General features: G+C 45.6%; 10 protein-coding genes. 3 read left to right on the top strand and 7 right to left on the bottom strand.

The window, feature by feature from the left end:
* Window positions 1-23: 23 nt before the first annotated feature.
* Together MHH46_RS02655 and MHH46_RS02650 are read right to left on the bottom strand one after the other, a co-directional pair.
* Window positions 24-815 (bottom strand): hypothetical protein, encoded by a 792-nt coding sequence (locus MHH46_RS02655; RefSeq protein WP_076193698.1) that lies wholly within the window; start codon window positions 813-815, stop codon window positions 24-26.
* 33 nt (window positions 816-848) lie between these two features.
* Window positions 849-3,935 carry a DEAD/DEAH box helicase gene (locus MHH46_RS02650; protein ID WP_076193696.1) on the bottom strand — a complete coding sequence of 1,029 codons (3,087 nt, stop codon included), beginning with the start codon at window positions 3,933-3,935 and terminating at the stop codon, window positions 849-851.
* Window positions 3,936-4,398: 463 nt separating this feature from the next.
* Here MHH46_RS02650 and MHH46_RS02645 point away from each other — a divergent pair, with 463 nt between their 5' ends.
* Complete coding sequence (locus MHH46_RS02645) at window positions 4,399-5,166, top strand: TspO/MBR family protein (RefSeq protein ID WP_076124500.1); 768 nt, start codon at window positions 4,399-4,401, stop codon at window positions 5,164-5,166.
* Between the two features lie 95 nt (window positions 5,167-5,261).
* On the opposite strand, the gene MHH46_RS02640 is transcribed toward MHH46_RS02645, so the two are convergent.
* The 5 genes from MHH46_RS02640 to MHH46_RS02620 form a co-directional block, all read right to left on the bottom strand.
* Window positions 5,262-5,642, bottom strand: a complete 381-nt coding sequence (locus MHH46_RS02640; protein ID WP_036682524.1) for a RidA family protein — start codon at window positions 5,640-5,642, stop codon at window positions 5,262-5,264.
* Between the two features lie 93 nt (window positions 5,643-5,735).
* Window positions 5,736-6,401: an oxidoreductase gene (locus tag MHH46_RS02635; RefSeq protein WP_076124502.1), complete on the bottom strand. Its 666-nt coding sequence runs from the start codon at window positions 6,399-6,401 to the stop codon at window positions 5,736-5,738.
* Window positions 6,402-6,420: 19 nt separating this feature from the next.
* Window positions 6,421-7,695, bottom strand: a complete 1,275-nt coding sequence (locus tag MHH46_RS02630; RefSeq protein WP_051491245.1) for an MFS transporter — start codon at window positions 7,693-7,695, stop codon at window positions 6,421-6,423.
* A gap of 95 nt (window positions 7,696-7,790) precedes the next feature.
* Window positions 7,791-9,203, bottom strand: coding sequence for an ATP-binding protein (locus tag MHH46_RS02625; protein WP_076179738.1), 1,413 nt, complete (start codon window positions 9,201-9,203; stop codon window positions 7,791-7,793).
* 169 nt (window positions 9,204-9,372) lie between these two features.
* The gene (locus MHH46_RS02620) at window positions 9,373-9,576 is read right to left on the bottom strand and encodes a CsbD family protein (protein WP_036682530.1); all 204 of its coding nucleotides are present in this window, start codon (window positions 9,574-9,576) and stop codon (window positions 9,373-9,375) included.
* 460 nt (window positions 9,577-10,036) lie between these two features.
* On the opposite strand from MHH46_RS02620, the gene MHH46_RS02615 reads away from it, so the two are divergent.
* Window positions 10,037-10,930 (top strand): FMN-binding protein, encoded by an 894-nt coding sequence (locus MHH46_RS02615; protein ID WP_076124505.1) that lies wholly within the window; start codon window positions 10,037-10,039, stop codon window positions 10,928-10,930.
* A gap of 48 nt (window positions 10,931-10,978) precedes the next feature.
* A complete protein-coding gene (locus MHH46_RS02610; protein ID WP_076124507.1) occupies window positions 10,979-12,859 on the top strand; it encodes an FAD-dependent oxidoreductase in 1,881 nt (626 codons plus the stop codon).
* Window positions 12,860-13,020 lie beyond the last annotated feature (161 nt).

Here is a 13,020-nt window from a genome sequence, read left to right as displayed (position 1 = left end):
CTCTAAACTCCACTGCTGTTTGACTACGCCTTACTTGCACGACGGGCAGCAGCTTCTGCTACTCGATTCATAATCAAAGTTAGGCCTTCTAGAGCCTTAGGTGTCTGAGGCAGCAAAGCTCCCCAGTCTTCCGTTACCGCTGCTACTACCGGCGATGAGGGAAATGGCCTAGCCGTAATCTCATGGAACTGCGGTCCCGGCTGGTGAAGCGAACCTTCAGCAGCCGCTTCTGCAAGCCATTCCCCAGAAGAAATTGCGGGGCCCTTGCGCTCTAGCCGTGCTAATTCTGTTGCAAGCTCACTAGCTGGGGCTGCCTCTGTCTCAGAATCATCGGCAGCTATATCACTTTCAGCCCAAAGGGCAAATATTCCATCCAGGAGTTCTCCCTTAGTAAATCCTCTCAGAGAAAGCGCCAGCAGCGGCTCTTCAGCAAGTCGTTCTTTTATAAGCTGCAGAGTCTCCGCCTGGTTCTCTAACCCTTCCCCCTCAAAGAGGGCTTGCTCCAGCTCTGTATCTGTAGGCAGAAGCTCCAGTTCCGCCAGCCCACCCGTCAATCTCCCTTGCAGCAAAGCAAATACCTCATCCGGACTTAGCGCCAGACGCCGCAATATTTCTTTTCTACGGGCAGCATGCCATACTGGAACCTTCAGAGAGAGAGGTTGCTCCGTTCTTTGTCCCTGAGGAACAGCAGAAGTACCGACATTCCATTCACCTTTTGCCCGCGACCCTCCCGTCACTTTCCCGGGCGAAGCCGTCCATGCTGCTTTTACTAATCCAGGCACAACTTCCAGCCGCATCTCTAACAGTTCACTCATTGTTCGATCCCTCCGTATTGCTCATGTCTTTCTTTACATCCAATCCTGATCCTGCAGTTCAATAAGCTCCTTCAGTTCATGATTAGACATCTCGGTCAACCATGTTTCACCAGAACCAACAACCTGCTCCGAAAGGCTTTTCTTCCGCTCAATTAATTCGTCAATACGTTCCTCCAGCGTTCCTTGGCAAATCAGCTTATGAACTTGTACGTTCTTATCCTGCCCAATTCGGAAAGCCCGGTCTGTCGCCTGATTCTCCACTGCCGGATTCCACCAGCGATCGTAATGAATAACATGATTGGCCCGGGTTAGGTTCAAACCTACTCCGCCCGCTTTAAGAGATAACACGAAGAAGGCTGGCCCCTTGCCCTCTTGAAAATCATGCACCATCTCGTCCCGCTCCCGTTTTGGAATCCCCCCATGAAGGAACAGCGGCGATGTACCATAACGCTTAGTAAGCTTGCTCACCAGCAGCTCACCCATCGCTACGTATTGCGTAAAGATCAACACAGATTCGCCAACTTCAGCGACACTGTCCAGCACCTCGAACATAACCTCCATTTTACCGGAATGTTCATTGCGTGGACTCCGTCCTTCTTCTTTCCGGAATAGCTGAGGATGATCGCAAATCTGCTTCAGCTTCGTCAGAGAGGATAACACCAGTCCACGGCGAGCCATACCACTGCTCTCCCCGATCACACCGAGCATTTCATCCACGACACCCTGATACAGGGCAGCTTGGGTCTCGGTCAGCGGGCAATAAGACTTCAGCTCCAGCTTCTCCGGTAAATCCTTAGAAATATCCGGGTCACTCTTCAGACGCCGCAACAGGAATGGGGATACCAAGCGATGTAGCTCCCGCAGGCGTTCCCCACCTTCACCAGACACATAACGCTGCCGGAAGGAATGATAGGTTCCTAAATAGCCCGGGTTTAAAAAGTGGAAAATAGACCATAACTCGCCAAGTCTGTTCTCTACCGGAGTACCTGTCATAGCTATGCGATGCGGTGCCGATAATTTCATCACACTCTGTGCCTGCTTCGTCCGGTGATTTTTAATATATTGAGCTTCATCCAGCACTACTGTTGACCACTGGACATTGGCTAAATCCTCGCTGTCACGCCCTGCCAAGTGATAGGTCGTCAGTACGATATCATGACTGGTTGCCAGTTCTAAGAAGCTATCTCCCCGAACACGGCGTCCACCATGATGTATGTGTACATTAAGCGAAGGAGCAAAGCGCTGCAGCTCCCGCTGCCAGTTGCCAAGAAGCGAAGTTGGGCAGAGAATCAGCACCGGCTCCTGCTTCTCTTCACGGGGAGCACTTAACGCCCGGTCCAGCAGGCAGGTGATAACCTGCACCGTTTTACCTAGACCCATATCATCGGCGAGACATACCCCAAAACCCAGACCACTGAGCTCGGCCAGCCATTGATAACCCCGCTCCTGATAAGGTCTTAAAGTTCCATGCAGACCTTCAGGTACGGGACGCACCGGAAGATTACGTAATACATCTCCGCGCATAAGTGATGCCAACAGCCCGGATGTCTCCATCCCAGTGACGGACATTCCTTTCCAGAGCCGATCCTCACCATCCTCGGCTTCTAGGCGCATCCAATCCGCGGCAGTCATTTCTCCGTTTTCATGGCGTTTCATATATCTAAGAACCTGGCGGATTTCTTTAGGATCTATCTCGATCCATTCCCCGCGGAAACGTACAAAAGGTACACCGGCCTCTACTAATGCATTTAATTCTTCCTCACTAATCGTACTATCTCCAAGCGAGGCCTCAATACGGAACGAGATCAGCTCTTCCATACCCAGAGCTGCGGGCGCCGGACTATCGCCCCCGTTCACGCCCGGCTGCATTTTCATCTTCATGCCAATGCGGCGGCGTCCCTCACGGCTCCAGCGCGAAGGCATCTGCACCGTTATTCCCCGATCGCGCAGCTGCTGCACCGTCTCCTTCAAAAAGAAATAAAGACGCTCCGGTTCCAAATCCGCCCCCGTAGGCGCAGGCTTAGCAAGAGCGCGCTGAATATCCGGCGATATCTTCGCAGCCCGGCCCAGCGCTATAAGCAGCTGCTGCTGGATATTGCGATAGCGTTTACCCCATAACGTAAACTCTCGTTCCTTACTGCTCCAGATCGATTTGGCGGGAAACCAGAATTCCCCTTCTTCCTTGTTCTCCGCCCAGAAGGTTAACCGCCACACTTCATTATTGTCTTCTGGCGGCTCCAGCCGTAACCCAAGACCCAGCTGCCCGCTCCGTGCTTCCTCTGGTTCTGAATGTGGCACATCGCTGCCAGCGGTCTCGTTCACAGTGACCAAAAGGTCTGTCACCTCTGCTGGAGTTCCTTGCACGGGTATATCTCGGCTTCCCGTGAGAAGGCTATTCCACCACAGTTCAGTTAAAGGGGAATAACCCCGGCGATAATTCGCTTTATAAGGGGTTAACTCACTTTCAATGCCCGCAATTACTTTTTTTATCTCAGCAGTCATTACAGCCTGCATAAAGGAGTAAAGCACATATGCTCCAGCCTCATCACGAGAGGATAAATCCCCTGCCTCTGCGATATGCGTTCCTAGTGCAAGAACAGGCATGGATGCTGCCAGCTGCAGAAAGATCTCTTTGTCCTCCTGCTTTCGGAAAGCTGGCGACCAGCAGACCGTCGCCGCCTGTTCGCCGCCACGGCGACGTGAGCCCACAGGGCGTGGTGGCAAGGCACCCGGCGTAATCCCGCCAGTACCCATCAGCTCCAGCGCAAAACGTGCCGCTGCTGCCCAGTAACGCAGTTCGCCGCCTGGCTCCACTCCCTGTTCTCGGCATAACGTCTCATCCCATGCCAGAAGCAGTTGAAATGCATCGCTAGGAACCAAGGCGAGCCCTTCGAACGTTCGTCCGGGCAATCCGCGCCGGGCTGGCTTCCCCTCTACAGGGGGAGCCGGATATTTCACTTCTGCCAGACGCAGAGCAGCAGTTGCAAAAGGACGCACTCCTCCCTGTAGCTCCATCCGCTTCACTACGCGAGTCCAAGCGTCAACCTTCGGCTCCGAAGTTTCGCCAGAGAAGCAAAATAAAACGTCCCCTAACCATATTGCATACAGATGCTTAGTCATCGGTGATCTCCTGTCTTTTAAGCAAGCAAAAAAAGAACCAGCCCCATACCATCAGGAAGGGTAACTGCAACCTTTTCCGCGAGAAATAAATTTTGAAGCTATACAAGTAGAAGTCGCTTCTTCCTCTTTTAGAGAGGGAATGCGGTCCTGCGGTAAATATAAGGATAAAGAACTAGGACAAAACTTATATTTTCTTGAATCTTCATCTCTTCATCTTATACGAAAAAGCGCTGATTTAAAAACATTTCTGCATATTTTCTGTAGATTTTTATGAAATAAAGTTGAAGGATATAGAAACACCCAGTAATTTGATTCATTTAAAATACCCCGCACTACTGCCCTGCTATCCAAGAATGTTATGACTCACTAGTCACTTCTTTTCTTTTTATAGTCTTAATTAGGCCAAAAAGGGGTATATTCTAAATAAGCAACACCCTATTAAAAAAGCTAGGGAGTGAATTATTTGAGACGTTATAATCCTTATAAATGGTGGAACCTCGTATTCTTTGTGGGTGTAATTATCGTAAATGTGCTGGCGGTAACCTTGCCTTTGGGCGGAAACAGTACAGGAGAAATCTCTGACAAATATAAGACTTACATGACTCCTGCTGGCTACGCATTCTCCATTTGGTCGCTGATCTACCTCTTGTTAGCCGGTTTCGTTATTTATCAATTCCGCTCCTATACAAGTTCTAGGGATTCTGTACGAGCTATTTCGTTCTGGTTTATCCTGAGCTGTGTTTTTAATATGAGCTGGCTTTTCCTCTGGCAGTATTTATATATCGAGCTTTCTTTGATTGCCATGGTGTTAATGTTAATTTCCATCATTGTTATCTATCGCCGAACGCGCCAGATCGCAAATCCTACTTCAGGTGAGAAATGGCTGATCAAGCTACCCTTTAGTATATACCTTGGCTGGATCTCTGTGGCGACTATCGTGAATGTTAGCGTTGTTCTGGAGAAAAATCATTGGGATGGGTTTGGACTTAGCGGGATAACCTGGGCCGTGATCATGCTCTGCGTGGGGACACTGCTTGCGGTGTTAGTCAGCTATCCTAACCGAGACAGCATCTATCCTCTGGTCTTCGTATGGGCTTTCATCGCGATCGCCTTGGAACATAGAGAAGCTAATGCAGTCTTTGTAACGGGCACAGTAACGGCAGGTCTTCTGCTGCTCTACAGCATTTGGCTATTGCTCACACCACGCCGCAGAAGATACAGCAGATACTGATTGTCCTCTTGATAATATAAAAAGGCAGGCTAAGAAGGTGATCCTCCTTAACCCGCCTTTTTTTTGTAGAATAATCTAGAAGTGCGAAATCATATTTATTTCTTACGTGCTACCGCTTCGATCTCAACAAGTCCGTCTTTGGGAAGTCGAGCAACCTCAATGGCACTGCGGGCAGGATAAGGTTCTTTAAAGAAAGTGCTGTAAACCTCGTTAACTGCTGCAAAATCATTCATATCTTTTAGGAATACGGTGGTCTTCACTACATGATCCAGTGATGCACCAGCTTCCTCAAGAATAGCTTGTACATTGCTAAGTGCTTGACGAGCTTGTTCCTGAACGCCCTCAGCCAAATTCCCTGTCTCGGGATTAAGGCCCAGTTGTCCTGAAGTGTATACCCAACTACCGGTGGTAATGGCTTGACTATAAGGACCAATGGCTCCTGGTGCTTTTGTAGTAGCTACTTGTTTTTTACTCATCTTGTTACCCCTCTCCATTAAACGCTGATCATTTATTGTCCATTGTAAGTCCTGTTCTCACCGTAATGCAAATTTATTAGCAGCCCGAAAAACTTAACGTTTTCCAATCACATGTATTACTTCATTCGTGTAGATATGCAAACCATGCGTGTCAGCAGAGGCAATGTTAACCATAGCTCTCGCCACAGTTACACCAGGTATGGCACGATATTTAGCCGCTTTGCCAACCATCACAAACTCCAGTGCTTTCATCAATCTAGCCGCGACGCGTTCTCCCAGTCTGAATTCCTCACGATGACCCAGCAGCAAGGATGGCCGAAACAAATGCAGCCCTTGAAAACCGATTTTGCTTAACGCTTCCTCTGCTCTCCCCTTAGTCCGACTGTAGAAATTGCGCGATTTGGCATCTGCCCCCATGGATGAAACAACCAAGAACTGTTTAACACCGTGATCTCTCGCAATAGCAGCAGCTGCAAGCGGATAATCCAGATCGACACGTTCGAACTGCTCTTGTGAACCTGCCTTCTTGATCGTAGTCCCGAGGCAACAGAAGATGGAATGAACGCCTTCGAACGAATCGCTATACTCCGCCAGGCTCTCCCAATCCACAACGATTTGCTTAAGCTTAGGATGTTCTAAAGCTAATGGAGTCCGTACAAGCACTCTCACCTCACCCCATCCTTCACGATTCAGCAATTCCTCCGTAACCGCTTTCCCTACTAATCCAGTAGCCCCTAATACCAACGCAATCCTTAACATGGAATAGTCCCCTTTACTTCTATTCGTCCTTTAGAATACGACGGCCCAGCAGGAAGGCAAGAGCGATCATAAGCGTTCCCACTACCAACTGCATACCGTATACTTGGGTCCATTGCGGCCAGTGGGCAATTTTTTCATACAGCTGTCCCCCAATAAGCGGACCAAAAAAGGATGATAAACCCGTAAGCGCCGCATAGGTCGCCATATACATAGGCCGTTCTTTTTTCGGCGTGTCTCCAATAATAAAATTAAAGGCCAGCTGGTTGAAACCGCCTACACCTACACCAAAAACAATATGAGCGGCAAACAACACCAACAGCATCGGCAACACAGACAAGAGTCCCCACATCAACGAGGACAAGGCAATAATCGGCAACGTAAAGAACAACAGACGTTTATTGCTATATTTTGCATTTAGATTACCCCAAACGTAGAAACTAGCCATCATAAAAAGAGTCTGGGACACATTAAGCAGTGATAACGTTTCATAATTTATATGAAGTAACTGCAACATGACATACGAGTATAGCGGAACAGTTAAATTCTGCAGCAGCAACCAGGCGGCCAGAAACAAAGTAGACTTCATAAATAAAGTATCTTTAAGCGGTTTCTTAAACATCGGTAAAAATTTATGTTCTTCCGATTTCTCGAAAGGCACGTCGGGATAAAAAAAGAATACAACGACGTTAGAGATCGCGAAGATCCACACGACAATATAAAGAATCAGAAAGCCATGGCTCCCGGGATAACGATCCAAAACGATACCCCCACCATACATCACCAGACTACCGAGTGCATTCAGGAACGTATTACGAATCCCAAAATAACGTCCACGCACACGTGCCGGAACAAGATCGCTGATCACAGAGCTCCACAGCACACCACCCGCCGTATTGGCAATAAAAGCAGTAGTATATAAGGCTATAAAAGCCATGACCCAATACTCTTTAGGAAAAATAAACGGAATTAGCCCCGTAGAACTCCAAAGTATCCTATGCAGGCCGATAAAAGTAACCATAGCCCATTTGCGGCTTGGCAGCTTCTGAATCAAAAAAGCTACCCCGATCTGCATCACGTTAACCAAAGTGGTAAGCGCTAGCACAAATCCAATTTGACTTGAAGTGGCTCCTAAATATAGCAGGAATCCTGTTAGAAACTGCCCTTGCAGCAGGACCTGAAAAATGGTCGATGGCACACCTTCCCAGGTAGCAATGCGCAAATTCCTGCGATGTACTGAGGTTTTACGGACACGCTTTGAACTAGTAACTGTGTGCTTAGTTTCCATGTTGTTCATAGAAAGGGGTAACACTCCTTTGATGCGGCATTTGCTTCATTCTACTCCGCATCAATCTACTGTCAATACGCCAAATTAACAAATAATATTGGAGCTTACTCTTCTATGAATTCGAGGGGTAAATAAAGCGAAAAACGACTCCCTTTACCCTCCTCACTTTCTAAAGTAATGAACCCTCCGAGCAGTCTGGCCAAATCATTACTAATAGAAAGTCCTAATCCTGTTCCGCCATATTTTCGACTAATTGTTCTATCCGCCTGTTGGAAGGCTTCAAAGATCATGGCATGCTTCTCTGGTGCAATACCTATCCCACTATCTTCTACCTCAAATACAATCCAATGCTTCACAATAGCTCTTTCCCCACGTTCCTCTTGGCGAATACGGAGTGCGACATGGCCAGACTTTGTAAATTTAAAAGCATTAGAGAGCAAATTACGCAGGATCTGCTGAATCCGCTGTGGATCAGAATGAATCATTTGCGGGATATTTTCTTCCATAGCAATAGTAAATTCCAATTCCTTTTGTTTAGCCGTGACAGCGAATTGCATAGCCAGGATCTCTGGGATCTCAATAACACTTAAATCTTCATTTATAATATCCAATCGACCTGCTTCCACTTTGGAGAGATCTAATATATCGCCAATTATCATCAATAATTCTTCACCAGAACGGCGGATAATGGCTGCATACTCACTCATTTCTGCTTCCGTAAGAGAATTATCATTGTCTTCAATTAATTGCGATAAATTAATGATGCTATTCAGTGGTGTTCGAAGCTCATGAGACATATTGGCCAGAAATTCGGATTTAAATTGCGAAGCCATCATTAACTGATCGGCACGTTCTTCAAGCGCTATCTTATTCTTATGCAGCTCCTCCGTCTGGGCGGACAGTTGTTCATTAGCACGCTGAATCTGCACATTCCGTAAGAGTCCTAATTGAAAGTCACGAATAATTAAGGAGAATAGAACACTTAGAATCAACCCTGCAGGGAAAGTAATCGGCATAATCTCTCTTATGTACTCTGGGGCGGGAATCACACCAAACACCATAATGTTGATTGCATTCATTACATTTACGACTAGAATCACGATCAAACCTTTGTTCACTATGCATAAGCTAGATCGTCTGACCCAGTAGCTAAGCGCAGCACAAACAAATCCTAGAATGGACAAATTAATTGTACCAGCCATTGCTGCCTCATTTACTCCAAAAGTTAACCGTGTAAGACCTGTTCCTATACCAATCAAAACAAGAATGAAAGGATGCGGATAAGCCAGCGTTGAAATAATAAGTGGCACAAAACGTAAATCAAAAATCACATGCTCATCCAGCCTATATCCAAAAAGAGTACTAATCCACCCGGCAAAGATGGCTAGTAATACCCAGCTTACTTTCTTTATTCTTACACTTGCATTTGAAATGGTGCTTTTATATATAAGATTAGCCAAATAGGCTACAGCTATTAGCATCGCGGTGTTTCCAAAAAATATTTTAAGATAACCCATAGATTCACTCCCACCTTGGCAAAATAAATTACAACTTTCATCTCATAATACTACCATACTAAAGCCCTATTCGATAACTAACCGCCCACGGACGCAGAAGAAGAGCGCAAATCAGATGCGATTTGCGCTCTTCTTCTGGAATTTTATTATAGACGTCATTAGTAACGAATTAATCGCGGTAGGATCGTCCCCAAGTTTGGTACTCTTTTTCCGCGTCTTCTTTCGTGTGTCCATAACGTTCTTGTAGTTTACCTACTAATTTATCCTTTTCACCATCAATTACGTCAAGATCATCATCTGTAAGCTTGCCCCATTGCTTCTTGGCCTCGCCTTTGAGCTGTTTCCATTTCCCTTTAAATACATTGTTGTCCATTATAAGCTCATCTCCTTAGCTGAATTAATTAGGGTAGGATCGTTATCCCGTGTTACCTTTACTTACCCTTCCCCATTCGCTATGAATCTTTCCGCCATTCATGGCATTAGCAAATTAAGTCGTATTCTGTCACATATATTTTTTAATTTATGTATTCAAATCTTTTAAAATTTGATATAATCCAGATATAAATTAAATATTTAATTTTTTAAGTGATTTATTTCACAAATGTTTTCCTAGTCCATGTGCTAGAATGCCATCGGAGATAAAACAACATCATTAAATTTTTTCCTAATGTATGCCGATATAAGTCATGATACTGTTACAAACGGGTAATAAGGTATGAGATTAAAGTGACAAATATCATTTATAAAGTGATTTTTATCACTTCGCTCGACTATTAAAATGTTTTACATTTTAATATATATATTTTAAACTATATTTTTGGAGGTCATTTGAAATGAAAAAAGCTTCTGTTATCTTGTCGAGCGCACTTATCCTTGGATTGCTCGCAGGTTGTGGTAACAACACAGACAACGCCGCAGCCCCTACTAACGCACCAGCTGAAACAACTGCTCCTGCAACAAATTCCGGTAACGCTGGAACTGAAGCTGGACAGTACAAAGACGGAGTTTACTACGGTACTGCTGACGTTGATGCTAAAACTGGCTGGCAATATTTCGCACTCTTAACTGTAGAAGGTGGAAAGATCACTAAAGCTGACTGGGATGCCTTTAACGTTAACACTGCAGGCGACCTGAAGAAAAAGGTTTCTGAAGATGGTAAATATGGCATGAAAGCTGGCGGTGCTTCTTCTGAATGGCACGAGCAAGCAGCTAAAGCTGAAGAATTCCTGATCGAAAAACAAGATCCAGCAGCTATAACTTTTGATGCTGAGGGGAAAACTGATGCCATCTCTGGTGTATCCGTACACGTATCTGACTTTGTAAAAGCTGCTCAAGCTGCTCTTGCTGCTGGTCCAGTAGAAGCTGGTCAATATAAAGACGGAGGCTACCATGCTGAAGGCGAAATGGACGCTGAATCCGGTTGGAAATCCACTGTTGACCTGACTGTTGCTAACGGTAATGTTGTAGCTGTTAAATTCAGTGGTTTGAATGCTGCTGGCGATGACAAGAAGCAATTCTCCGTTGATGGTAAATATGGTATGAAAGCTGGCGGCGCTTCTGCTGAATGGCATGAAGAAATCGCTTTGGCTGAAAAATACTTCCTTGAAAACAAAGGTACTGCTCCAACGCTTGATGCTGAAGGCAAAACTGATGCAATTTCCGGCGTGAGTATTCATGTTGGTGAATATTTTACACTTGCAGAAAAAGCACTCGAAGGCGCGAAATAATTTCGCAGGACCTTCTGCAGCTAATCAGACGAATGAGGTGAATTTCTCTTGAAGAAAATAGTCATTTTGGGCGGCGGCTACGGCGGCGTACTCACGGCTAAGAAACTGGCAAAGAAATTTAAGAAAAACAAAGATGTTGAAATTACACTGATCGACCGGAATCCATATCACACTCTATTGACTGAGCTGCATGAGGTTGCCGCGAACCGTGCTCCAGAGGATTCAATCAAGATCGATCTTAAGAAAATTTTTGCGGGCCTTAAAGTAGATGTTGTTCTTGATGAGATCAGCAATATCGATTTCAAAAGCAGAAAACTTAAGTCCGATAAAGCTACCTACGCTTACGATTACCTTGTAATCGGCACAGGTAGCAAACCAACCTTCTTCGGCATTCCAGGCGCAGAAGAAAACACCTTCTCCTTCTGGTCTTACGATGATGCGGTAGCATTGAAACGCCAAATCCGCGATATGTATACCAAAGCGGCTATGGAGAAAAATCCAGCTGTACGCCGTGCTATGCTGACCTTCGTTATTATCGGTGCCGGCTTTACTGGTGTCGAGCTGGTTGGTGAAATGGCTGAACAACGCGAGGAATTATGCAAGGAGTTCTTTATCGACCCATCCGAAGTAAGACTGATTGTGGCTGATATGGCTCCGAAGATTCTGCCTATCCTTCCAGATAAGCTGATTCAAAAAGCTGAAGCTCGCCTTCGTAAGCTGAACGTGGAAATCGTTACTGGCGCTAAAATCACCGAAGTAGGCAATGGTAGTGTTGCCCTTGGTGAGAAAAACGTCGTTGATTCCCAAACAATTGTTTGGACTGCTGGTGTTGAAGGCTCCGAAATCGTTGGTGGACTTGAAGTTCAACAACAAGGCCGCAAACGGATTGTTACGAATGAGAACCTGGAAAGTGTAGATCATAAGAACGTCTACGTAGTAGGGGACAACATTTTCTACATTCCTGAAGGTGAAACTCGTCCTGTACCACAAATGGTTGAGAACGCTGAACAAGCCGCTCCGATTGTTGCTGGCAACATTGCCGCCGACATTCAGAATACTGCTAAAAAAGCTTACAAACCAGGTTTCCACGGTACAATGGTCTCGATTGGTAGCCGCTACGGCGTAGCTAACGTTGGTCTGCCAGGTAAGTTCTTTATGCTTACTGGATTCATGGCAATGCTATCCAAACACTTTATTAATATGTTCTACCTGTCTCAGGTTGTCGGATTCAATAAAGTATGGACATATATGATGCATGAATTCTTCCATGTTGAGAACCGCAAGAGCTTCTTGGGTGGTCACTTCTCCAAACGTTCACCTAATTTCTGGCTCGTTCCACTTCGTGTTCTACTTGGGGGTATGTGGTTATACGAAGGTATTGAGAAGATCCAAAAGATTTGGAAAGATCCAGATAAGATTTTCTTGATTCCAGCTGCTCCTTTTGCAACGGATGCTTCATCAGCAGCCAGTGTTGCAGTAGATGCAGTTAAAGACACCGTAGATGCACAATCTGCAGCTTCAGCAGTATCCACTGCAAAAGAAGCAGTTGAAGCGTTGCCTGTACCTAACTTCGTATACAACATTACAAACTGGTTCATGGATTTGATGTTCTACAACAACGACGGAAGTTATACTTTCCTCGCGAAATGGTTCCAAATCGGTATGGTATGTGCAGAAATCGTCTTCGGTATTATGCTCATCGTTGGTCTCTTCACAGCACTTGCTTCTATAGCGACCGTAGGCATGTCGGTCATGATTTGGTCAACCAAAATGGCCTCGACAGAAATGTTATGGTACGTTGCTGCTGGTATTGCCTGCATCGGCGGATCGGGAAGCACACTTGGTCTAGACTACTATGTACTTCCTTGGCTTAAGAAACAGTGGAAGAGAATTCCGCTCGTCAGACGATGGTATCTATACACCGACTGATAATAAAACCCTGAATTTGTGTAATTTATCATATAGAACATATGTGCAAATTGTATTTTATTAGGGTTAAATATGGATATACTTCAGAGTAATGTGTCCCTAGGACACATTACTCTCCTTATTTACAAGAAGAAAATAACCTTCCTAATCCTAGGAAATGG

The sequence above is a fragment of the Paenibacillus sp. FSL H8-0175 genome, assembly GCF_045040615.1.
GTDB lineage: Bacteria > Bacillota > Bacilli > Paenibacillales > Paenibacillaceae > Paenibacillus_AQ > Paenibacillus_AQ odorifer.
The sequence above is the reverse complement of the archived record's forward strand: the minus strand, read 5'-3'. Positions and strand labels throughout refer to the sequence as shown.

Bases quoted from the DNA above. Each gene is read 5' to 3' on its own strand.
- MHH46_RS02655 (WP_076193698.1), bottom strand. From the start codon at position 815: ATGAGTGAACTGTTAGAGATGCGGCTGGAAGTTGTGCCTGGATTAGTA.
- MHH46_RS02650 (WP_076193696.1), bottom strand. From the start codon at position 3,935: ATGACTAAGCATCTGTATGCAATATGGTTAGGGGACGTTTTATTTTGC.
- MHH46_RS02640 (WP_036682524.1), bottom strand. From the start codon at position 5,642: ATGAGTAAAAAACAAGTAGCTACTACAAAAGCACCAGGAGCCATTGGT.
- MHH46_RS02635 (WP_076124502.1), bottom strand. From the start codon at position 6,401: ATGTTAAGGATTGCGTTGGTATTAGGGGCTACTGGATTAGTAGGGAAA.
- MHH46_RS02630 (WP_051491245.1), bottom strand. From the start codon at position 7,695: ATGAACAACATGGAAACTAAGCACACAGTTACTAGTTCAAAGCGTGTC.
- MHH46_RS02625 (WP_076179738.1), bottom strand. From the start codon at position 9,203: ATGGGTTATCTTAAAATATTTTTTGGAAACACCGCGATGCTAATAGCT.
- MHH46_RS02620 (WP_036682530.1), bottom strand. From the start codon at position 9,576: ATGGACAACAATGTATTTAAAGGGAAATGGAAACAGCTCAAAGGCGAG.
- MHH46_RS02615 (WP_076124505.1), top strand. From the start codon at position 10,037: ATGAAAAAAGCTTCTGTTATCTTGTCGAGCGCACTTATCCTTGGATTG.